This window comes from Streptomyces sp. NPDC056161 (assembly GCF_042268025.1).
GTDB lineage: Bacteria > Actinomycetota > Actinomycetes > Streptomycetales > Streptomycetaceae > Streptomyces.
This window is the reverse complement of sequence record NZ_JBHJUV010000034.1, coordinates 55,020-76,680: the sequence shown is the minus strand read 5'-3', so window position 1 is coordinate 76,680 and position 21,661 is coordinate 55,020. Positions and strand designations below refer to the sequence as shown.

Annotated in this window: 18 protein-coding genes; 14 read left to right on the top strand and 4 right to left on the bottom strand. The window is 71.8% G+C overall.

The annotated features are described in order from the left end of the window. Positions 1-21 precede the first annotated feature (21 nt). Together ACFC09_RS28440 and ACFC09_RS28435 are read right to left on the bottom strand one after the other, a co-directional pair. Positions 22-2,454 (bottom strand): MFS transporter, encoded by a 2,433-nt coding sequence (locus ACFC09_RS28440; protein ID WP_376533178.1) that lies wholly within the window; start codon positions 2,452-2,454, stop codon positions 22-24. A gap of 151 nt (positions 2,455-2,605) precedes the next feature. After that, positions 2,606-3,049, bottom strand: coding sequence for an SRPBCC family protein (locus tag ACFC09_RS28435; protein WP_376533177.1), 444 nt, complete (start codon positions 3,047-3,049; stop codon positions 2,606-2,608). Between the two features lie 157 nt (positions 3,050-3,206). Here ACFC09_RS28435 and ACFC09_RS28430 point away from each other — a divergent pair, with 157 nt between their 5' ends. From ACFC09_RS28430 to ACFC09_RS28415, 4 genes are all read left to right on the top strand, one after another. Continuing rightward, a complete protein-coding gene (locus ACFC09_RS28430; protein WP_376533176.1) occupies positions 3,207-4,268 on the top strand; it encodes an Rv2578c family radical SAM protein in 1,062 nt (353 codons plus the stop codon). 135 nt (positions 4,269-4,403) lie between these two features. Beyond that, a complete protein-coding gene (locus tag ACFC09_RS28425; RefSeq protein WP_376533175.1) occupies positions 4,404-6,011 on the top strand; it encodes an alpha/beta hydrolase in 1,608 nt (535 codons plus the stop codon). Between the two features lie 58 nt (positions 6,012-6,069). Next, positions 6,070-6,468 (top strand): RidA family protein, encoded by a 399-nt coding sequence (locus ACFC09_RS28420; protein WP_376533174.1) that lies wholly within the window; start codon positions 6,070-6,072, stop codon positions 6,466-6,468. Between the two features lie 20 nt (positions 6,469-6,488). Next, the gene (locus ACFC09_RS28415; RefSeq protein WP_376533209.1) at positions 6,489-6,989 is read left to right on the top strand and encodes a GNAT family N-acetyltransferase; all 501 of its coding nucleotides are present in this window, start codon (positions 6,489-6,491) and stop codon (positions 6,987-6,989) included. A 7-nt stretch (positions 6,990-6,996) separates the two neighbouring features. Here the strand turns inward: ACFC09_RS28415 and ACFC09_RS28410 are convergent, their stop codons facing one another. Next, on the bottom strand, positions 6,997-7,572 hold the full coding sequence (locus ACFC09_RS28410) for an adenylosuccinate lyase (protein WP_376533173.1): 576 nt from the start codon (positions 7,570-7,572) through the stop codon (positions 6,997-6,999). A gap of 556 nt (positions 7,573-8,128) precedes the next feature. Here ACFC09_RS28410 and ACFC09_RS28405 point away from each other — a divergent pair. From ACFC09_RS28405 to pssA, 9 genes are all read left to right on the top strand, one after another. Next, on the top strand, positions 8,129-9,934 hold the full coding sequence (locus tag ACFC09_RS28405; protein WP_376533172.1) for a 3-hydroxyacyl-CoA dehydrogenase family protein: 1,806 nt from the start codon (positions 8,129-8,131) through the stop codon (positions 9,932-9,934). A gap of 130 nt (positions 9,935-10,064) precedes the next feature. Further along, a complete protein-coding gene (locus tag ACFC09_RS28400; RefSeq protein WP_376533171.1) occupies positions 10,065-10,898 on the top strand; it encodes a TetR family transcriptional regulator in 834 nt (277 codons plus the stop codon). A gap of 463 nt (positions 10,899-11,361) precedes the next feature. After that, the gene (ccrA, locus tag ACFC09_RS28395; RefSeq protein ID WP_376533208.1) at positions 11,362-12,699 is read left to right on the top strand and encodes a crotonyl-CoA carboxylase/reductase; all 1,338 of its coding nucleotides are present in this window, start codon (positions 11,362-11,364) and stop codon (positions 12,697-12,699) included. Between the two features lie 9 nt (positions 12,700-12,708). Continuing rightward, a complete protein-coding gene (locus tag ACFC09_RS28390; RefSeq protein WP_376533170.1) occupies positions 12,709-14,754 on the top strand; it encodes a protein meaA in 2,046 nt (681 codons plus the stop codon). Next, a complete protein-coding gene (locus ACFC09_RS28385) occupies positions 14,751-15,770 on the top strand; it encodes an HpcH/HpaI aldolase/citrate lyase family protein (protein WP_376533169.1) in 1,020 nt (339 codons plus the stop codon). Before ACFC09_RS28390 ends, ACFC09_RS28385 begins: the two co-directional genes overlap by 4 nt. Positions 15,771-15,775: 5 nt before the next feature. Further along, positions 15,776-16,300 (top strand): MaoC family dehydratase, encoded by a 525-nt coding sequence (locus ACFC09_RS28380; protein ID WP_376533168.1) that lies wholly within the window; start codon positions 15,776-15,778, stop codon positions 16,298-16,300. A 2-nt stretch (positions 16,301-16,302) separates the two neighbouring features. Continuing rightward, positions 16,303-17,517 (top strand): acyl-CoA dehydrogenase family protein, encoded by a 1,215-nt coding sequence (locus tag ACFC09_RS28375; RefSeq protein ID WP_376533167.1) that lies wholly within the window; start codon positions 16,303-16,305, stop codon positions 17,515-17,517. Positions 17,518-17,688: 171 nt separating this feature from the next. After that, the gene (locus tag ACFC09_RS28370; protein ID WP_376533166.1) at positions 17,689-18,345 is read left to right on the top strand and encodes a phosphatidylserine decarboxylase; all 657 of its coding nucleotides are present in this window, start codon (positions 17,689-17,691) and stop codon (positions 18,343-18,345) included. Next, on the top strand, positions 18,332-19,186 hold the full coding sequence (gene pssA, locus ACFC09_RS28365; protein ID WP_376533165.1) for a CDP-diacylglycerol--serine O-phosphatidyltransferase: 855 nt from the start codon (positions 18,332-18,334) through the stop codon (positions 19,184-19,186). Before ACFC09_RS28370 ends, pssA begins: the two co-directional genes overlap by 14 nt. A 109-nt stretch (positions 19,187-19,295) precedes the next feature. Here pssA and ACFC09_RS28360 read toward each other — a convergent pair whose 3' ends face one another. Continuing rightward, positions 19,296-20,432: a glycerate kinase gene (locus ACFC09_RS28360; RefSeq protein ID WP_376533207.1), complete on the bottom strand. Its 1,137-nt coding sequence runs from the start codon at positions 20,430-20,432 to the stop codon at positions 19,296-19,298. Between the two features lie 150 nt (positions 20,433-20,582). Between ACFC09_RS28360 and ACFC09_RS28355 the strand changes: the two genes are divergently transcribed. Further along, entirely contained in the window at positions 20,583-21,656 is a 1,074-nt protein-coding gene (locus tag ACFC09_RS28355) for an ADP-ribosylglycohydrolase family protein (RefSeq protein WP_376533164.1), read from the top strand. The last annotated feature ends 5 nt before the right edge of the window (positions 21,657-21,661 follow it).

Below are 21,661 nucleotides of genomic sequence, written 5' to 3'. Positions count from 1 at the left end.
TCGCGCCCCCTGGGAGTCGGGTCAGTCCTCGTGCCCCAACTGGAGGTCACGCTCGGTGCGCCCGCCGCCGGCGACCTGGAGGACGGTGGCCACCGGCGGGTACCCGGCGGCGATGACGGTGTACTCGCCGGAGGAGAGGTCGACGAACCGGAACGTCCCGTCGGGGCCGGTGGTGAGGGTGTCCACGACGTTGCCGGCCGCGTCGAGGAGGGTCACGCGCGCGTCCTCGACGGCCCGTCCGCCGCCCGCCCGCACAGTGCCGCGCAGGACGGCGCCGCCCGCCAGTTCGACGTCCTGCCGGGTCTCCCGGGCCGCCTGCACGCTGACCGGCAGCGCCGCGGGCCGGAAGGCGGGCGCGCTGGCCGCCAGCGTGTACTCGCCGGCGACCAGTTCGGTGATCAGGTAGCCGCCCTCGCGCCCGCTGCGGGTGGTCGCGACGACCTCGCCGTGCACGTTGGTGAGGGTGACGGTGGCGTCCCGCACCGGGGAGCCGTCGGCGGTCAGCACCGCACCGGCGAGGCGCCCCGCGCCGCCGAGCACGACGTCGAGTTCCACCGGTCGTTCACCGACGGTCACGGAGACGGCCTGCGGCTGGTGGCCGCCCGCGGCGGCGATCAGGACGTACGAGCCGGAGCCCGGCGTGGACAGCGCGTACCGCCCGTCGTCGCCGCTCGCGCCCCGCCCGATCTGCTGGCCGGCCACGTCGATGAGGGTGAGGGCGGCGCGGGGCACCACGGTGCCGTCGGGGTGCTGCACGGTGCCGCAGACGGGGATCCCGGCGGCGTAGGGCGAACGGGCCTGCGGGATGGGGGCGGTCACCGGCGCGGTCTCCTGATCGGGGGCGGGGGCGTTGTGGGACACCAGGGGTTTCTCCTTGAGGAAGAAGGCGATGAGCAGGCCGAGCACGAGCACCGGGACCAGATAGAGGAAGATCCGGGGCATCGCGTCGGCGTAGGCGCGGATGTAGGCGTCGCGCAGCGCCGCGGGCAGGGCGTGCACCAGCTGCGGGGTGAGCGACTCGGGGTCCGGCAGCTCCGTGCCGTCCCGCGCGGGCAGGCGGTCGCTCAGGGCGTCGCCGAGCCGGCCGGCGAAGAGGGTGCCGAAGACGGCGGCGCCGACGCTGCCGCCGATCTGCCGGAAGTAGTTGTTGGCGCTGGTCGCGGTGCCGAGGTCGGCGGGGCGCACGGAGTTCTGCACGGCCAGGACCAGGACGGGCATCACCATGCCGATGCCGGCGCCGAGGACGGCCATCCAGATGCTGTAGTGCAGCCGGGGGGTGTCGATCTCCAGCCGGGACAGCAGCCACATGCCGACCACCGACAGGACGCCGCCGAGAATGGGGTGGATCTTGTAGCGGCCGGTGCGGCTGATGAGCTGCCCGGAGATGATCGAGGCGCCGACGATGCCGCCCATCATGGGCAGCATCAGCAGGCCGGACTCGGTGGCGCTGGCCCCGTCGACCATCTGCAGGAAGGTCGGCAGGTAGCTGGCCGCGCCGAACAGGGCGACGCCGACGACCAGGCCGACCAGGCCGGTGACGTTGAAGACGGAGTCCCGGAACAGCCTGAGCGGGATGAGGGGTTCGGCGGCGAAGCGCTCGGCGACGAGGAAGAGGGCGGTGGCCGCCGCCGCGCCCGCCCCGAGGCCGAGGATCTGGCGCGAGCCCCAGGCGTACTCGGTGCCGCCCCAGGTGGTCAGCAGCACCAGGCAGGTGGAGGCGGCGGCGAGCAGCAGCGCGCCCAGCACGTCGAGCCGGGCGCGCACCCGCTGCTTGGGGAGTTTGAGGACGACGGTGATGACGGCGAGGGTGACCAGGCCGAAGGGCACGTTGACGTAGAAGCACCAGCGCCAGGAGAGGTGGTCCGTGAAGTAGCCGCCGAGGAGCGGTCCGGCGACCGAGGCGAGGCCGAAGGCGGCGCCGATCAGGCCCATGAACCGGCCGCGTTCGCGGGGCGGCACGATGTCCGCGATGATCGCCTGCACGCCGATCATCAGCCCGCCGGCGCCGACGCCCTGGACGGCGCGGAAGGCGATCAGCTGGTCCATGCTCTGCGCCCGTCCGGCCAGCGCGGAGCCGATGACGAAGACGAGGATGGCGAACTGGAAGACGGCCTTGCGGCCGAAGAGGTCGCCGAGCTTGCCGTAGATCGGCAGTCCCACGGTGGACGTGAGCAGATACGCGGTGATCGCCCAGGACATCTTGTCCAGGCCGTGCAGTTCCCCGACGATCTTCGGCAGCGCGGTGGCGACGATCATCTGCTCCAGGGCGGCCAGGAGCAGGGCGAGCATCAGCCCGAGGAAGACCAGCCGGATGCGGCTCCTGCTCAGCCCGGGGGCGGGGGCGGGGGCGGGCGCCGGGGCCACGGTCGCGGCCACCACGACCGACTCGACGCGCTCGTGCTCGACGCGCTCGTACTCGACCGGGTCGTGCTCCACCAGAGTCGTCCCGCCCACGTACCGCTCCCCTCGTCGCGCTGCCACACAATTCCCGCGTGAGGCGACAACTGCGAGCAAGCGCGACGAGTTACGGATTCATGCCCGGCGGCCCGGAGATCCACTCGAACCGGTGAGGAGGCCAACGCCCCTTCACGGTCTGCTTCTTGGGCTACTTCTCGACCTCGGCGGCGAGTTTGGCGAGCATCGCGTCGTAGATCCGGCCCAGGCCCTTGGGCGCGAAGGTCTTCTCGAAGAAGCCGCCGATGCCGCCGGCGCCGGTCCAGGTGGTGGTCGCCACGACCCGGGACCTGCCCTCGCCCGCCGGGGTGACCCGCCAGACGGTGACCATCGAGGAGTTGCGGTCCTTCTCGACCAGTTCGCCGTCGGTGGGCTCGGTCACCTCCAGAAGGCAGTCGCGGACGCGCTTGCTGGTGGCCTGGAGCTTCCAGTGGACGAGGGTGCCCTCGCCGTCGCCGCCCTCGCGCACCTCGTACTCGCTGAACTGCTCGGGCAGCATGTTCGCGCGCGTGCCGCGGTAGTCGGCGAGAGCGTCGAACACCGTCTCCGCGTCCGCCGCGACGACCCGCTCCGTAGTGGCCTCGACCTGCGCCATTGACTTCCTCCAGGACCTGAGTTCTCGGGATCGGGGCAAGCCAACCACCCCGGTCCCCGGCCACCAAATCGGGGTGCCGGAAGCGAACGGAAACCACCCCCGCACGATCATGCGAACGGATGTTCTATTCTGGGGCCAGCGCTACCGAGGAGGCGTGATGCGCTGGGAGAACCTCACAGTGGAGCCGGCACAGCCCGTGCACGGCAGGGCCGATGCGGCCCTGTTCGGCACGGACGCTGTAACGACCCGCACCTTCGACACGCCCGAGTTCCGCGGGATCACCTTCCACGAGATCCGGGCCCGCTCGATCATCAACCGGGTGCCGGGCGCCTCGCGGATGCCCTTCGAGTGGACCGTCAACCCGTATCGCGGTTGCACGCACGCGTGTGTGTACTGCTTCGCCCGCAAGACCCACAGCTACCTGGACCTCGACACGGGGGCCGGGTTCGACACCCAGATCGTGGTCAAGGTGAACGCGCCGGAGCTGCTGCGCCGCCAGCTCGGCTCCGCGCGCTGGCAGGGCGAGCACATCGCGATGGGCACGAACGTCGACTGCTACCAGCGGGCCGAGGGCCGCTACCGGCTGATGCCGGGCATCATCGCCGCGCTGCGCGACCACGCGAACCCCTTCTCGATCCTGACCAAGGGCACACTGATCCTGCGCGACCTCGATCTGCTCAAGCAGGCGGCGGAGGTCACGGACGTCGGCATCTCCGTCTCCGTCGGCTTCACCGACCCCGACCTGTGGCGCACCGTGGAGCCGGGCACGCCCTCGCCCGAACGCCGCCTGGACGTGGTGCGGACCCTCGGCGAGCAGGGCATCGGCTGCGGTGTGCTGATGGCACCGGTGGTCCCTTTCCTCAGCGACCACCCGGCCCAGCTGCGGGCCACGGTGCGGGCGATCACGGCCGCCGGGGCTACCTCCGTCACCCCGCTGGTGCTGCATCTGCGGCCCGGAGCCCGTGAGTGGTTCATGGCCTGGCTCGGGCAGCACCACCCGCACCTGGTGCGCCGTTACGAGCGGCTGTACGCGGAGGGCGCCTACGCGCCGAAGTGGTACCAGCGCCGGATCACCCGTCAGGTGCACGAACTGGCCCGGGAGTACGGCATCGGCCCCACCCGGCCGGGGATGCCGCGCCGCGTCCGGCCGCCGGAGCCCGTGCCGCCGCCGGCCCACGGACCGGAGGCGGCCGAGCCGGTCCAACTCACGCTGATCTGAGAGCGTTCGAGCGCATCCCACGACCCAATTGGGTCAAGTATCGCCATAACAGGTTCTTCCGGACGTCCGCTCCGGGACGATGCGGCGAGGACCGCGACCCTCGCGGTCCGACCCCCTCCGTCCTGGGAGGACGCAATGAGAACACGCGCAGCCGTGCTGTGCGGTGCCGTCGCCGTCGTCGCCGCCGGATCGCTCACGGCCCACCCCGCGGGCGCGAGCGCCCGGCAGGCCGCGACGGGTGCTCCGGCCGGTCCGTCCGCTTCCGTCGCCCGGTCGGCGAGCGTCACGTGGAAGAAGTGCGGCACCGCCGACTATCCGACGCTCCAGTGCGCGTCCCTGGAGGTGCCCCTCGACCACGCGCACCCGCAGGGCAGGCGGATCGCGCTCGCGCTCTCCCGCGTCCCGCACACCGCCCAGACCTACCAGGGCCCGCTGCTGGTCAACCCGGGCGGTCCCGGCGGCAGCGGCCGGACGCTCGCCGGGTTCGTGGCGTCCGCGCTGCCCAAGGCGGTGGCGGCCCAGTACGACGTGATCGGCTTCGACCCGCGCGGCGTCGGCCGGAGCACGCCCGCGCTGGACTGCCGCCCCGGCCACTTCGACCCGGTACGCCCCGACTCGGTGCCGGACACGCCCGCGATCGAGAAGGCCAACCTCGCGCGCGTGCAGGCGTTCGCCGCCGACTGCGGCAAGAAGTACGCGGACGTGCTGCCGTACATCGACACCGTGAGCGCCGCACGGGACCTGGAGACGGTCCGGCAGGCCCTCGGCGCGCAGCGGATCAACTACTTCGGGTATTCGTACGGCACCTACCTGGGCGCGGTCTACGCGAAGCTGTACCCCCAGCGGGTGCGCCGCCTGGTCCTGGACTCGATCGTCGACCCGACCGGTGTCTGGTACGGGGACAACCTCAGGCAGGACGTCGCCTTCAACGACCGCCACCGCGCCCTGATGGCCTGGATCGCCCGGCACGACGGCGCCTACCGGCTGGGTACGGATCCCGCGGCGGTCGAGGCCAAGTGGTACGCCATGCGGGCGGCGCTGGCCGCGAAGCCGGCGGGCGGCAAGGTCGGCGCCGCCGAGTTGGAGGACATCTTCATGCCGGGCGGCTACTACGACGGCTACTGGCCCTATCTCGCCGACGCGTTCTCGGCGTACGTGAACGGCAGGAAGAGTGACCCGCTGGTCAAGGCGTACGGCAGCTTCGCGGCCGTCGACCGCTCCGGGGACAACGGCTTCAGCGTCTACTCGTCGGTGCAGTGCCGCGACGCCCGCTGGCCGCGCGACTGGGACCGGTGGCGCCGGGACACCTGGGCGGTGTACGACAAGGCGCCGTTCATGGCCTGGAACAACACCTGGTACAACGCGTCGTGCGCCTTCTGGCCCACGGCGCCCCGGCAGGCGGTGGACATCGCCAACGGAGAGCTGCCGCCGGCGCTGCTGTTCCAGGCGACCGACGACGCGGCCACCCCGTACGAGGGCGGTGTGACGGCCCATCGGCTGCTGCGCGGCTCCAGCCTGGTGGTCGAACGGGGCGGCGGCAACCACGGCATCACGCTGAGCGGGAACAGCTGCCTCGACGACCATCTGACCAGGTATCTGAGCGACGGCACGGTGCCGCACGGGGCCGGCACGGCGGACGCGGAGTGCGAGCGGACGCCCGATCCGGAACCGCTGACCACCAAGGAGGCGCCCGTCGCGTCCGGCGGCGCGGCCCTGCACGGTCTGCTCGGCTTCCGCGGCTGAGCGCCGCACGGGCGGGCGGCCCCGGGGCGTTGTCACAGGCGTGGTCCATCATGGACGCATGACCGAGCCGATCAGGATTCCCGCCCCCGCCGGGGTCGCGCCCGCCGCCCAGTACAGCCATGTCGTGGCTGCCACCGGCCGGTTCGTCGCCGTCTCCGGCCAGCTCGCCCTGGACGGGGACGGCGAACTCGTGGGCGCGGGCGACCCGGCGGCCCAGGCCCGCCAGGTGTTCGAGAACCTGCGGCGCTGTCTGGCCGCCGCCGGAGCGGACTTCACGGACGTCGTCAAACTCACCTACTTCGTCACGGACATGGCCCACATGCCCGCGATCCGTGAAGCCCGCGCGGCGCACATACCCGACGACCGGCTCCCGGCTGCCTCCGCCGTGCAGGTGGCCGCGCTGGTGCGTCCGGAGTTCCTGATGGAGGTCGAGGCGCTCGCGGTGGTGGGCGGGTGAGCGTGCCGCTGGTGCGGCCCATGGAGTGGGCCGACTGCGACCGTGTCGCAAAGATCCGTGTGCGCGGCTGGCAGCACGCCTACCGGGGCCTCATGCCGCAGGCTCATCTCGACGCGCTCAGCGTGCGGGCGGACGCCGAGCGGCACCGCGCCCGCCTGGGCGACGGGACGGGCCCGGTGGTGAACCTGGTCGCCGAACAGGGCGGCGAGATCGTCGGCTGGGCGGCGCACGGCCCGTACCGGGACGGTGAAGTGCGCACCGCCGACGCCGAGTTGTACGCGTTGTACGTCGATCCCGGGCGGCTGGGGAGCGGGGTCGGGCGGGCGCTGCTCGCGGAGTCCGTCGGGCAGCGCGCGGTGGCGGGCCACCCCCGGATGCTCCTGTGGGTGCTCAAGGAGAACGCGCCCGCCCGGCGCTTCTACGAACGGTGCGGGTTCCGGGCCGACGGCGCGGAGGAGCCCTTCGACGTGGACGGCGTGCCGGTGCCCGAGGTGCGGTACGCGCGGACACTGACCGGCTGACCGGGCGTCAGCGTCTGCCGGGGATCCGGGCCAGGGCGTGCACCGCGGCCTCGGCGAGCGCCGGATGGGCCAGGGCCTCGTTGAGCACGCGCCGGGCGCGGGCGTCCCCGAGCGTCCCGAGCCCTTCCACGCAGGCGAGAGCCACCCGCCGGTAGGGGTCGTGCGGGCGCAGTCGCCGCTCCAGGGTGGTGATCAGCGCGGGCACGGACTCGGGGGCGCGCAGCCGCACCAGGAGCCGGACCGGGTGCAGCGCGTAGGCGACGCGCAGTTCGTTGGTGGCGAGGGCCGCGGCGGCACGGGCGGTGCGCGGGTCGCTCAGGCGGTCGAGGGCGTGGGCGGCGGAGGCGCAGCGCGGCGGGTCCCGGTGGTTGAGCAGCAGCACGAGCGTTTCGAAGGCCCGCCGGTCGCCCGCCACGCCCAGCCGGAACGCGGCCAGTTCCCTGGCCCAGAGCGGCTGCCCGGCCGCGACGAGCACCTGAGCCAGTTCGTCGCCGTCGTCCGTCGCGGCCAGCCGCTCGTACGCCGCCGTCCCCCGCGACTCCTGCCGTAAGCGCTCCGTGAGCAATCGCAACTCTTCGTCCACGTGCTCCAGGTTAGGGGGCGCCATCGGCACCCTGGAAGGGAGCGCCCGCACGGGGCGCGAGCCGGTACCGTCCGCGGCGCCGGCCCGTCCCGAAGGGGGGTGCGGACCGACGCCGGCCACGGCTCCGCCGCGTCCCAGGGGCGCGGAGCGCGTGGCGTCCGCGGCTGAGCCCCGCGGGCGCCCGGCCACCGGGCGCCCGCAGCGGAACTACAAGGACCGCGCATCCCCGCGGAGCGAAGGGGCTAGCGCGCTCGTTACCCACCGGTTAAGCTCAGACGAGCGAGTGACACTCGCGCTTCCGCTCGCGACGGTCTGGTGACGCGGCCGTCGTGGGCGCAGGTCGATCCGGTACCCCGTGTACCGCAGTACGACCCGGCTTCGGGACAGAGCCGGTCGGTCCGGCCGCACCCCGGGCGTCTTCGCCCGCGGCGACGGCACCGGGCGTGATGCGCGCCCGCACTCCGACAGCACCCGACTTCCTTCCGTACCCGGTCCGCTCTCGGGCGCACCGGGCGCGATCCCCGTCGTCACCCTCATTCATCCCTGGAGTCCCGCGATGGCCACTCCCCCGCCCGACGCCCCTCTGTCCCCACTCAAGACCGTCGCCGTCATCGGCCTCGGCACCATGGGCACCGGCATCACCGAGGTGCTCGCGAAGGCCGGCCGCGACGTCGTCGGCATCGACGTCAGCGAGGCCGCCGCCACCACCGCACAGGCCGCCCTGGAGTCCGCGACCGCGCGGGCAGTGCTGCGCGGCCGGCTGACCGAGCCGGAGCGCGCGGCCGCCCTCGCCCGGGTCCGCACCACCACCGACCTGCGGGCCGCGGCCGACGCCGACCTCGTCATCGAGGTGGTCCCGGAGTCGTACGAGATCAAGCAGCAGGTCCTGCGCGAACTCGACGGCATCGTGCGGCCCGACGCGATCCTGGCGACGGGCACCAACGCCCTGTCGGTGACCCGGCTGGCCGCCGACTCGGCCCGCCCGGAGCGCGTGCTCGGCCTGCACTTCTTCAATCCGGCGCCCGCGATGCGGCTGGTCGAGGTCGTCTCGTCGGTGCTGACGGCACCGCAGGCCGTCGCCGCGGTCACCGACCTCGCGGTCGAGCTGGGCAAGGAGCCGGTGGCGGTCGGCGACCGCCCGGGTTTCGTCGCGGACGGCCTGCTGTTCGGCTACCTCAACCAGGCCGCCGCCATGTACGAGTCGAAGTACGCCTCCCGCGAGGACATCGACGCCGCGATGCGGCTCGGCTGCGGGCTGCCGATGGGCCCGCTGGCTCTGCTCGACCTCATCGGCGTCGACACCGCGCGCACCGTCCTGGAGGCCATGTACGCCGCCTCCCGGGACCGGCTGCACGCCCCCGCGCCGATCCTCAGGCAGCTCAGCGAGGCGGGCCTGGCCGGCCGCAAGTCGGGCCGCGGCTTCTACACCTACGAGGCCCCGGGCAGCGCCTCGGTGGTGCGGGACGCGCTGACCCCGCTGGAGGGCGCCCTGCTCACCCCGGGCCGCCCGGTCGGCTCGATCGGTGTCGCCGGTTCCGGCACCATGGCCTCGGGCATCGCCGAGGTGTTCGCCAAGGCCGGGTACGACGTGGTCCTCGTCGGCCGCGGCGAGGAGAAGGCACGGGCGGCACGGGCCCGGGTCGGGAAGTCGCTGTCCAGGTCGGTCGACAGGGGACGGCTGACGGCCGAGGCGGCGGCCCGGACCCTGGACCGGATCATCCCGGCCGGGTCCTGCGACGCCTTCGTCGACGTCGATCTGGTCGTGGAGGCAGTCGCGGAGAACCTGGAGGTCAAGCGGCAGTTGTTCGCGACGCTCGACAAGGTCTGCCGGCCGGGCGTGGTGCTGGCCACCACCACGTCGTCACTGCCCGTCATCGCCTGCGCGCGCGCCACCTCGCGCCCGCAGGACGTGATCGGCATGCACTTCTTCAACCCGGCGCCGGCCATGAAACTGGTCGAGGTGGTCCGTACCGTGCTGACGGCGGACGACGCCCACGCCACGGTCCGGGAGGTGTGCGCCACCGTCAAGAAGCATCCGGTGGACTGCGGGGACCGGGCCGGCTTCATCGTGAACGCGCTGCTGTTCCCGTACCTCAACAACGCGATCAAGATGGTGCAGGAGCACTACGCCTCCCTCGACGACATCGACGCGGCGATGAGGCTCGGCGGCGGCTATCCGATGGGCCCCTTCGAACTGCTGGACGTGGTCGGCCTGGACGTCTCGCTGGCGATCGAGAAGGTCCTGCACCGCGAGTTCCGCGACCCGGGGCTGGCCCCGGCCCCGCTGCTCGAACACCTGGTGGCGGCGGGCTGCCTCGGCCGCAAGACCGGCCGCGGCTTTCGCGAGTATGCCCGCCGCTGAGCGTCCCGGCGACCGGCAGAGCGGGCGCGCACGGACCGGGACGGACGCCTGGTGCGGCCTGCTCCGCCCGCTGCCGCCCCCGCCCCCGAAGCGCGGGGGAAATCCCGGTCATGCGCGCCACGCTGCATACATGCAGTACGTTCGGGGCATGTCCCAGCCCGCCAAGTCCTCACGTACACCAGCTACGACCGACGCGCCGGAGAGTGCCACCGGCTCCCGTTCCGCCGCCCAGCGGCTCAAGATGCGCAGGGAACTGGCGGCCGCGGCGATGGAACTGTTCGCGACCAAGGGCTACGAGGCGACCACCGTCGACGAGATCGCCGCCGCGGCCGGAGTCGCCCGCCGCACCTTCTTCCGGCACTTCCGTTCCAAGGAAGAGGCGATCTTCCCCGACCACGACGACACGCTGATCCGGGCGGAGGCCGTGCTCAACGCGGCCCCCGCGCACGAGCACCCGCTCGACACCGTGTGCCGCGGCATCAAAGAGGTCATGCGGATGTACGCGGCCCAGCCGGCGATCTCGGTCGCCCGCTACAAGCTCACGCGCGAGGTGCCCACCCTGCGCGAGGCCGAGATCGCGACGGTGGCCCGCTACGAGCGCCTGTTCACCCGTTACCTCCTCGGCCACTTCGACGAGCACGCGCACGAGGACGACGCCAACGACGACCCGCTGCTGGCGGAGGTCGCTGCGTCCGCCGTGGTCACCGCCCACAACCACGTGCTCAGGCGCTGGCTGCGGGCCGACGGCCAGGGCGATGTCGAGGCCCAGCTCGACCACGCCTTCGCGATCGTCCGCAGGACCTTCGCCTCGGGCATCGGCGCGGGCCGGACGGCGGTTCCCCCGTCGGCCGACGCGCCCGCGGCCGTCTCCTCGCAGGGCGAGGTGCTGGTGACGGTCGCCCGCACCGACGCCCCGCTGGACGAGGTCATGCGGACCATCGAGAAGGCCCTGAAGGACCGCTGAGCGGACGGGCCCGGACCGGCCCGCGATTCCTCCCGTGAGAACGGCCACCCCCACCGGGTGGCCGTTCTCGCCATGTCCGGGCGGTTTCTCCCGCGGATTCCACGCCTCCTGGGGCATGCCGCCCGGCATTCGATCGATCATCGCTCATCTGTTACGTAAAGAATTCATCTGAGAGCAATTTCTGGCACTCAGTGCCTTGTCATGTGACACGCGGTGTCATACGTTGGAGGAGTCCGGGCGGCCGGGGTGCACAGACCGTTGGCACTCCGACTGTCCCCGCGGGCCACGGCCCGCGCGCCCGGACGCCTGCGTCACAGGCAACCTCCCGCGCCACCAAGCGCTGCCGAAGCACCACCCCCGCCGAACCGACGGCACCTTTCCACCCCATCCGCAGCAGCACCGACGCACCCCTCAGCGTCCCGCCCCCCTCAGGGCGCCCACCGCAGGAGGCAACACCGTGACCGTGAAGGACATCCTGGCCGCGATACAGTCCCCGGACGCCACACCCGCCGACTTCGCCGCCCTGCCGCTCCCCGAGTCGTACCGCGCGATCACCGTGCACAAGGACGAGACGGACCTGTTCACCGGGCTCGCCACCCGCGACAAGGACCCGCGCAAGTCCCTCCACCTGGACGAGGTCCCGGTGCCCGAGCTGGGACCGGGCGAGGCCCTGGTGGCCGTCATGGCCTCCTCGGTCAACTACAACTCGGTGTGGACCTCGATCTTCGAGCCACTGCCGACCTTCGGGTTCCTGGAGCGCTACGGCAAGCTCTCCTCGCTGGCCGCCCGGCACGACCTGCCGTACCACGTCATCGGCTCCGACCTGGCGGGCGTCGTGCTGCGCACCGGCCCCGGCGTCAACGCCTGGAAGCCCGGGGACGAGGTCGTCGCCCACTGCCTCTCCGTCGAGCTGGAGTCCTCCGACGGCCACAACGACACGATGCTCGATCCCGAGCAGCGCATCTGGGGCTTCGAGACCAACTTCGGCGGCCTCGCCGAGATCGCCCTCGTCAAGTCCAACCAGCTGATGCCCAAGCCGGGCCACCTGAGCTGGGAGGAGGCCGCCGCCCCCGGCCTGGTCAACTCCACCGCCTACCGGCAGTTGGTGTCCCGCAACGGCGCCGCCATGAAGCAGGGCGACAACGTCCTGATCTGGGGCGCCAGCGGCGGCCTCGGCTCGTACGCCACCCAGTTCGCACTGGCCGGCGGCGCCACCCCCGTCTGTGTCGTCTCCTCCCCGCGGAAGGCGGAGGTCTGCCGGGCCATGGGCGCCGAGGCGATCATCGACCGCAACGCCGAGGACTTCCGCTTCTGGAAGGACGAGCACCACCAGGACCCCCGGGAGTGGAAGCGGTTCGGCAAGCGCATCCGCGAACTCACCGGCGGCGAGGACGTCGACATCGTCTTCGAACACCCGGGACGCGAGACCTTCGGCGCCTCCGTCTACGTCACCCGCAAGGGCGGCACGGTCGTCACCTGCGCCTCCACCTCGGGCTACACCCACGAGTACGACAACCGCTACCTGTGGATGTCACTGAAACGGATCATCGGCTCCCACTTCGCCAACTACCGCGAGGCATGGGAGGCCAACCGGCTCGTCGCCAAGGGAAAGATCCACCCGACGCTCTCCCGGGTCTACCCCCTTGAGGAGACCGGCCAGGCCGCCCACGATGTCCACCGCAACGCCCACCAGGGCAAGGTCGGCGTGCTGTGCCTGGCCCCCGAGGAGGGCCTGGGCGTCCGCGACGCGGAACTGCGCGCCCGGCACCTCGACGCCATCAACCGCTTCCGGAACCTCTGAGAGGCGCACATGAGCGAGCGTCAGCCGCGGGAACCGCGGCAGAAGGACCGGCCGTGGCTCATGCGGACCTACGCGGGCCACTCCACGGCCGAGGCGTCCAACGAGCTGTACCGGCGCAACCTCGCCAAGGGCCAGACCGGTCTGTCCGTCGCGTTCGACCTGCCGACCCAGACCGGCTACGACCCCGACCACGTCCTCGCCGCCGGCGAGGTCGGCAGGGTCGGCGTGCCCGTCGCGCACCTGGGCGACATGCGCCGCCTGTTCCAGGACATCCCGCTGGAGCGGATGAACACCTCGATGACCATCAACGCCACGGCCATGTGGCTGCTGGCGCTGTACCAGGTCGTCGCCGAGGAGCAGGGCGCGGACATCACCAAGCTCCAGGGCACGACCCAGAACGACATCGTCAAGGAGTACCTGTCCCGCGGGACCCATGTCTTCCCGCCGGGGCCCTCGCTGCGGCTGACCACCGACATGATCGCGTACACGGTCTCCCGCATCCCCAAGTGGAACCCGATCAACATCTGCAGCTACCACCTCCAGGAGGCCGGGGCCACGCCGGTGCAGGAGATCGCCTACGCCATGTCCACCGCGATCGCCGTCCTCGACGCCGTGCGCGACTCGGGGCAGGTGCCGCGCGAGCGCATGGGCGAGGTGGTGGCCCGCATCTCCTTCTTCGTGAACGCGGGCGTCCGCTTCATCGAGGAGATGTGCAAGATGCGGGCGTTCGGCCGCATCTGGGACCGCATCACGCGGGAGCGCTACGGCATCGAGGACCCCGGACAGCGGCGCTTCCGGTACGGCGTCCAGGTCAACTCCCTGGGCCTGACGGAGGCCCAGCCCGAGAACAACGTGCAGCGGATCGTGCTGGAGATGCTGGCGGTGACCCTGTCCAAGGACGCACGCGCGCGTGCCGTGCAGCTCCCGGCCTGGAACGAGGCGCTGGGCCTGCCCAGGCCCTGGGACCAGCAGTGGTCGCTGCGCATCCAGCAGGTCCTCGCGCACGAGAGCGACCTGTTGGAGTACGACGACCTCTTCGAGGGCTCGCACGTCGTCGAGGCGAAGGTCGCCCAGCTCGTCGAGGAGTCCTCGGCGGAGATCGAGCGGATCCAGGACATGGGCGGCGCGCTGGCGGCCGTGGAGTCGGGCTATCTGAAGTCGCGGCTCGTGGCGTCCCACGCCGAGCGCCGGGCCCGGATCGAGTCGGGCGAGGAGCGGATCGTCGGCGTCAACGTCTTCGAGACGACCGAGCCGAGTCCGCTCACCGCCGACCTGGACACCGCGGTCCAGACGATCGACCCGGCGGTCGAGGCCCGGGTCGTCGACTGCCTGCGCCACTGGCGCGACACGCGCAACCAGCCGCCGTTCCACCACCCGCGCCCGTGCAAGGCGCTGGAGTGGCTGAAGGAGGCGGCCAAGAGCGGCGACAACCTCATGGAGGCCACCCTGGAGTGCGCCCGCGCGGGGGTCACGACCGGCGAGTGGGCCGGAGCGCTGCGCGAGGTGTTCGGCGAGTTCCGGGCTCCGACCGGGGTCTCCTCCGCACCGGTGGCCGTGCCCGCCGAGGAGGGCTCCGCACTGGCCGGCGTCCGCGCCAAGGTGGCGGCCACCGCCCGCGACCTGGGCACCGGCAAGCTGCGCTTCCTCGTCGGCAAGCCCGGCCTGGACGGGCACTCCAACGGCGCCGAGCAGATCGCCGTGCGGGCCAGGGACGCCGGGTTCGAAGTGGTCTACCAGGGCATCCGGCTCACCCCGGAGCAGATCGTGGACGCGGCCCTCGCCGAGGACGTGCACGCGGTCGGCCTGTCCGTCCTGTCCGGTTCGCACACCCGGCTGGTGCCGGACGTACTGGAGCGGCTGCGCCGGGCCGGCGCGGCCGACATCCCGGTGATCGCCGGCGGGATCATCCCGAGCGGTGACGCCGAGCGGCTGCGGGCCGCCGGAGTGGCCGCGGTCTTCACCCCGAAGGACTTCGACATCACCGGGATCATCGGCCGTATCGTCGACGAGATCCGCAGAGCGAACAACCTCGACCCCCTGGAGGTCCCCGCATGACCACGCCCGCCCGCCCGTCGCCGGCCTCCGCCCCCGCGACGAACGGCCCCGCCGCGCACCTCCCCGGCCGGCTGCGCCCGCGGCGCTCCTGCCTCGCGGTACCCGGGAGCAACCCCCGTTTCCTGGAGAAGGCCCAGGGCCTCCCCGCCGACCAGGTGTTCCTGGACCTGGAGGACGCGTGCGCGCCGCTCGCCAAGCCCGAGGCGCGGCACACCATCGTCAAGTTCCTCAACGAGGGCGACTGGACGGGCAAGACACGGGTCGTGCGGGTCAACGACTGGACGACCGAGTGGACGTACCGGGACGTCGTGACGGTCGTCGAGGGCGCCGGGGCGAACCTGGACTGCGTCATGCTGCCGAAGGTCCAGAACGCCGAGCAGATCGTGGCGCTGGACCTGCTGCTCACCCAGATCGAGAAGACGATGGGCTTCGAGGTGGGCCGCATCGGCATCGAGGCGCAGATCGAGAACGCACAGGGCCTCAACAACGTCAACGAGATCGCCGCGGCCAGTGGGCGCATCGAGACGATCGTCTTCGGCCCCGCCGACTTCATGGCGTCGATCAACATGAAGTCGCTGGTCGTGGGCGAGCAGCCGCCCGGCTACCCGGCGGACGCCTACCACTACATCCTGATGAAGATCCTGATGGCGGCCAGGGCGCACGACGTCCAGGCGATCGACGGCCCCTACCTTCAGATCCGTGACGTGGACGCCTTCCGCGAGGTGGCCGGCCGCGCCGCCGCCCTCGGCTTCGACGGCAAGTGGGTGCTGCACCCCGGCCAGGTCGACGCCGCCAACGAGGTCTTCTCGCCCTCCCAGGAGGACTACGACCACGCCGAGCTGATCCTGGACGCCTACGACCACTACACGTCCGAGGCGGGCGGAAAGAAGGGTTCCGCGATGCTCGGCGACGAGATGATCGACGAGGCGAGCCGCAAGATGGCACTGGTCATCGCGGGCAAGGGCCGGGCGGCGGGCCTGCGGCGCACCAGTTCCTTCGAGATCCCGGAGGTCTGACGGCCATGCAGTTCGGACGCGTCTACGAGGAGTTCGAGGTCGGGGCGGTGTACAAGCACTGGCCGGGCAAGACGGTCACCGAGTACGACGATCACCTCTTCTGCCTCCTCACCATGAACCACCACCCGCTGCACCTGGACGCCAACTACGCCGGGACGGCGACGGACTTCGGCAGGAACGTGGTCGTGGGCAATTACATCTACTCGCTGCTTCTCGGCATGTCGGTGCCTGACGTGTCCGGCAAGGCGATCGCCAACCTGGAGATCGAGTCGCTGCGGCACGTGGCGCCGACCTTCCACGGCGACACGGTCTACGGAGAGACGACCGTGCTCGACAAGTGGCTGTCCAAGTCGAAGGACGACCGGGGCATCGTGCACGTCGAGACCAGGGGCCACAAGCAGGACGGCACGCTGGTGTGCGTCTTCCGCCGCAAGGTGATGGTGCCCACCGAGGCGTACGTCAAGGAGCGCGGCGGGGAGCAGCCCGGCCGCCCGGAGCCGACCGCACCCGCGCAGAAGACGGAGAAGTAGCGATGGCCCGTCTCGCCCAGACCGCCGGTCTCAGCGACGTCCAGCAGGAGATCGTGTCCACCGTCCGCGACTTCGTGGACAAGGAGATCCTCCCGGTCGCGACCGAGCTGGAGCACCGCGACGAGTACCCGCAGCAGATCGTGGACGGCCTGAGGGAGCTGGGGCTGTTCGGGCTGATGATCCCCGAGGAGTACGGGGGCCTGGGCGAGTCGCTGCTCACCTATGCCCTGTGCGTCGAGGAGATCGCCCGGGGCTGGATGTCGGTGTCCGGCATCATCAACACCCACTTCATCGTGGCGTACCTGCTCAAGCAGCACGGCACGCGGGAGCAGCGGGAGCACTTCCTGCCGCGGATGGCGGCCGGCGAGGTCCGCGGCGCCTTCTCCATGTCGGAGCCGGGTCTCGGCTCCGACGTCGCGGCGATCACCTCGAAGGCGGTCAGGGACGGCGAGGAGTACGTCCTGACCGGTCAGAAGATGTGGCTGACCAACGGCGGTACGTCGTCGCTCGTGGCGATCCTGGTCCGCACCGGGGAGGAGGAGGCGTCCGCGGGGCCGGCCACGGCACCGCACAAGTCGATGACGGCCTTCCTCGTGGAGAAGGAGCCCGGCTTCGGCGAGGTCCGGCCCGGTCTGACGATCCCCGGCAAGATCGAGAAGATGGGCTACAAGGGCGTCGACACCACCGAGCTGATCATGGACGGGCTGCGGATCCCGGCCGATCGGGTGCTCGGCGGTGTCACCGGCCGAGGTTTTTACCAAATGATGGACGGAGTGGAGGTCGGCCGCGTCAACGTGGCGGCGCGGGGCTGCGGTGTCGCCCAGCGCGCCTTCGAACTCGGGGTCGCCTACGCCCAGCAGCGGCACACCTTCGGCAAGCCGATCGCCCAGCACCAGGCCATCCAGTTCAAGCTCGCGGAGATGGCCACGAAGGTCGAGGCGGCCCACGCCATGATGGTCAACGCCGCCCGTAAAAAGGACTCGGGCGAACGAAACGACCTGGAGGCGGGCATGGCGAAGTACCTTGCCTCCGAGTACTGCAAGGAGGTCGTGGAGGACGCCTTCCGCATCCATGGCGGCTACGGCTTCTCGAAGGAGTACGAGATCGAGCGGCTCTACCGGGAGGCACCCATGTTGCTGATCGGTGAGGGCACCGCCGAAATCCAGAAAATGATCATCGGGCGGAGGTTGCTCGAAGAGTATCGAATCCAGGGCTGATTGTCCGAGTACGGGGCGTTTTCTTCGAGAAGAAGATCACACCCCGTCAACGGTCTTCGGCCGCCGACTCGGCTTCCTGGCTTGCCCAGTTGTGGCCCGCGACCGGTACGATCCCGGGAAAGCCGCCGTCCCCCGATCGAAGCGCGGCATCATTCGCTACGAAGGTCATCCATGCCCCACAGCCAAACCTCTGCACCACGCGACAGCCTGGTCGGCGTACGCCTCGCGCGCGGAGCATCGCCGTGGCTCCTCCCGACCGTCGCCACCGCAGCCCTCAGCCTGGTCCGCGCCCGCCGCTCCGGCGCAGCCAAGGCCGTCGCCGTGCCCGCCACCGCGCTCGCGGCGGGCATGCTGTGGTTCTTCCGCGACCCCGAGCGCGAGATCGCCACGGGCCGGGTCATCTCCCCCGCAGACGGTGTGGTGCAGAGCATCATGCCGTGGAAGGACGGGCGCACCCGCGTCGCGATCTTCATGAGCCCGCTCAACGTCCACGTGAACCGTGCACCGCTCTCCGGCACCGTCACGTCGGTCGAACACATCCCCGGAGGCTTCGTTCCCGCATTCAACAAAGAAAGCGAGAACAACGAGCGCGTAGTCTGGCATTTCGACACCGAACTCGGCGACATCGAGATGATCCAGATCGCAGGCGCGGTGGCCCGTCGCATCGTGCCCTACGTCCCGCAGGGCACGAAGGTCGAGCAGGGCGACCGGATCGGTCTGATTCGCTTCGGCTCGCGTGTCGACCTCTACCTGCCCGAGGGCATGGAGGTCGCGGTCGAGGTCGGACAGAAGACCGTGGCTGGGGTGACTCGCATTGACCGTGGTTGATCCGGAGACACAGGCGGGCTGGGTGCCCGAGGCCGAGGCGGCCGACGAAGAGGAGGAGATGCCTCTCTCGCTCCGCCTCTCAATAGCGGACACCCTCACCCTCGGCAACGCGACGTGCGGCTTCATGGCGGTGTACTTCACCACCACCGGCATCCTGATCCCGCACCTCACCGGCAGCCAGGAGAACGGCATGGCCCGCCACAGCGCGGCCACGGCGGTCATCCTGATGCTCTGCGCCGCCGTCTTCGACCTGTTCGACGGCCTGGTGGCACGCAAGCTGCGCTCCTCCCCGATGGGCGCGGAACTGGACAACCTCTCGGACCTGATCAGCTTCGGCCTGGCACCCGCGTACTTCGTCCTGGTGTACGGGATGGTCGCGGACGACGCGCACCAGCGGATGGCGGCGCTCGGCGCGATCGTCGTCCTGCTGGCCGTGGTGCTGCGGCTGGCCCGCTTCTCCTGCGTGACGCCGACGAACGGCATGTTCCAGGGCATGCCGAGCCCCTTCGGCGCGCTGACCGTGGTCTCCATCGTCCTGCTGGAGCTGCCCTTCGTGGCGACGCTCCTCGCCATCCTGGGCACGGCCTGGCTGATGGTGAGCCGGGTCGAGTACCCGAAGCCGCGGGGCCGGCTCGCCGGGGCGATGCTGTCCTGGATCGTGCTGTCGATGGGTCTCCTGGCCGCCTGGGCGTTCGACGCGCCGAGCGGTCAACTGCTGCTCCAGACCGGCTGCGCGCTCCAGCTCGTCATGGGCGCGGTGATCCCCTTGTTCGCCACCGCCCGACGGGTGAACAACTTCCGCGACAACCGGCGCGAGGCGCGCGCGGCCCAGCTGCCGTAGGAGCCGGTGGCCGTACGACGGTGAGGGCCCCGGACCAGTCGGTCCGGGGCCCTCACCGTCTCCCGTTCCGGGGCCCTCACCGTCTCCCTTGGGGGTGCGGTCCGCGGTGTCAGGTCAGGAAGTCGTGGGCGATCCGGGCGGCGACCCGCTCCAGGATCGGACCCGCCTCGGCGATGCACCGCGCCACGTCCGGCTCGACGTCCGTCAACGGATACGCCCGCCGGATCCCCGCCTCCCCCAGCGCCTTCGGCGACAACGCCAGCCGCCCGCACACGGCGACCACCTCCCGGCCCGCCGCACGCGCCGCCGCGGCGACCCCCGCCGGAGCCTTGCCGTGCAGCGTCTGCTCGTCCAGCGAACCCTCGCCCGTGATCACCAGCGCCGCCCGCTCCACCGCCGGCGCGAACCCCAGCACGTCCAGCATCACCTCGATACCGGGCCGGAACCGCGCCCCCAGCAGCAACGCCCCGAACCCGATGCCCCCGGCGGCACCCGCACCCGCCGAGGCCGCGAGCCCGGCCGCGCGCGGACCCACCGCCGCCTCCAGCACCTGCGCGTAACGCGCCAGCGCGGCATCCAGGACCGCCACGTCGTCCGGCGACGCCCCCTTCTGCGGCCCGTACACCGCCGCCGCGCCCTTCGGACCGGTCAGCGGATTGTCCACGTCGCTCGCCAGCACCAGTTCGACACCGGTCAGCCGCGCGTCCAGGCCCGACAGATCGGTCCGCGCCAGCCCCGCCAGTCCCTCACCGCCCGGCGCCACCGGCTCCCCCTCGGCGTCCAGGAACCGCGCGCCCAGCGCGGACAGCATCCCCGCCCCGCCGTCCGTCGTGGCACTGCCGCCCACTCCGAACACGATCCTGCGGGCCCCCGCGTCCAACGCCGCCGCGAGCAACTCCCCCGACCCGTACGTCGACGCCGTCAGCGGCGCGAAGACCCCCGCGGGCAACCGTTGCAGCCCACTGGCCTCCGCCATCTCCACCACCGCCGTGCCACCACGCACCGCGAACGCCGCCGTCACCTCCTGCCCCAGCGGGCCGGCCACCCGCACCTCGCGCCGCTCGAACCCCGCCGCCACCGCCGCGGCCACCGTCCCGTCACCGCCGTCCGCCACCGGCAGGGCCTCCACCTCCACCGCCGGCACCACCCGGCGCAGCCCCGCCGTCACCCGCTCGGCGACCTCCACGGCCGTCAACGAGCCCTTGAACTTGTCCGCGGCCACCAGCACCCGCCGGGTCCCGCCCACTACAGCCTCCGACACTTGCCATCCCCTTGCTTCCCAGGCCCGCGCACATCGGGCCAGTCGCGCCGCTGTGACCTTAACCGGAGGACGGTCCGGCCGTCATGCCCCGGCGACACGCGACCGGCCGTGGCCGAAACCGGGTAGACCGATGGCATGACCCCCATGGGCACCGCACCGGATCTCGCGGACCGCATCCTCGGCGGCTGGCTGGGCCGGATCGCCGGCAACATGCTCGGCAAACCGGTCGAGCGGGGCGACGTGTGGACGCGCGAGCGCATCGACGGCTATCTGCGGCGCTCGGCCGCCCTGCCGCTCACGGACTACCTGCCCGAGCCCGCCGACGAACGCGACCGCGCCGACCTGCGCCCCGAGTGGCGGCAGTGCGTACGCGGCCGGGTCCATGGCAGCTGCCGCGACGACGACGTCGACTACACGCTCCTCGGGCTGCTCCTGCTGGAGAGGCACGGCTTCGACTTCAGCACCGAGCAGGTCGGCGAGGAGTGGCTGCTCAGGCTGCCGTACCTACAGACGTTCACCGCGGAGCGGGCGGCGTACCGCAATCTCGCGAGCGGTCTGAAACCGCCGCTGACGGCGACCTGCGACAACCCGTACCAGGAGTGGATCGGCGCGCTCATCCGCGCCGACATCTACGGCTGGACCCAGCCGTACGCCCCGCACCGGGCCGCCGCGCTGGCCCGCCGGGACGCCGTGCTGTCGCACACCGGGAACGGGGTGTACGGCGCGATGTGGGCGGCGGCGCTGGTCTCGGCGGCCTTCACCGCGCCCGGGGTGCGGGACGCGATCGTCACCGCTCTGACCGTGGTCCCGGCGAGCAGCCGGCTCGCGCGTACCGTGCGCCGGGTCCTGTCCCTGCACGCGACCCGGATGACCTGGGAGGACACCGTGGCCACGGTGGCGCAGGAGACCGCGGGGCTCGGCTGGATCCACACCGTCCCGAACGTGGCCGTGCTCACCGCGGGGCTCCTGTACGGCGACGGGGACTTCACCCGCACCATCGCGCTCACCGTCCGGGGCGGCCTGGACACCGACTCCAACGGCGCGACGGCCGGTTCGGTGGCCGGTGTGCTGACCGGCGCGGCGGCCGTCCCGGCGCAGTGGACGGACCCGCTGGCGGACACGGTGCGCAGCGCGGTGTTCGGCTTCGACGGGGCGCGCATCAGCGACCTGGCGGCCCGCACGCTCCGGCTGGCCGGTCCGGCGCGGTAGATGGG

Excerpts from the sequence above, each read along its gene's own strand:
- ACFC09_RS28390 (WP_376533170.1), top strand. The coding sequence starts at position 12,709 with ATGAGCGAGCGTCAGCCGCGGGAACCGCGGCAGAAGGACCGGCCGTGG.
- ACFC09_RS28380 (WP_376533168.1), top strand. The coding sequence starts at position 15,776 with ATGCAGTTCGGACGCGTCTACGAGGAGTTCGAGGTCGGGGCGGTGTAC.
- ACFC09_RS28415 (WP_376533209.1), top strand. The coding sequence starts at position 6,489 with ATGGAGTGGGCCGACTGCGACCGTGTCGCAAAGATCCGTGTGCGCGGC.
- ACFC09_RS28425 (WP_376533175.1), top strand. The coding sequence starts at position 4,404 with ATGAGAACACGCGCAGCCGTGCTGTGCGGTGCCGTCGCCGTCGTCGCC.
- ACFC09_RS28370 (WP_376533166.1), top strand. The coding sequence starts at position 17,689 with ATGCCCCACAGCCAAACCTCTGCACCACGCGACAGCCTGGTCGGCGTA.
- ACFC09_RS28375 (WP_376533167.1), top strand. The coding sequence starts at position 16,303 with ATGGCCCGTCTCGCCCAGACCGCCGGTCTCAGCGACGTCCAGCAGGAG.
- ACFC09_RS28355 (WP_376533164.1), top strand. The coding sequence starts at position 20,583 with ATGACCCCCATGGGCACCGCACCGGATCTCGCGGACCGCATCCTCGGC.
- ACFC09_RS28430 (WP_376533176.1), top strand. The coding sequence starts at position 3,207 with ATGCGCTGGGAGAACCTCACAGTGGAGCCGGCACAGCCCGTGCACGGC.
- ACFC09_RS28435 (WP_376533177.1), bottom strand. The coding sequence starts at position 3,049 with ATGGCGCAGGTCGAGGCCACTACGGAGCGGGTCGTCGCGGCGGACGCG.
- ACFC09_RS28420 (WP_376533174.1), top strand. The coding sequence starts at position 6,070 with ATGACCGAGCCGATCAGGATTCCCGCCCCCGCCGGGGTCGCGCCCGCC.
- ACFC09_RS28400 (WP_376533171.1), top strand. The coding sequence starts at position 10,065 with ATGCAGTACGTTCGGGGCATGTCCCAGCCCGCCAAGTCCTCACGTACA.
- ACFC09_RS28385 (WP_376533169.1), top strand. The coding sequence starts at position 14,751 with ATGACCACGCCCGCCCGCCCGTCGCCGGCCTCCGCCCCCGCGACGAAC.
- ACFC09_RS28405 (WP_376533172.1), top strand. The coding sequence starts at position 8,129 with ATGGCCACTCCCCCGCCCGACGCCCCTCTGTCCCCACTCAAGACCGTC.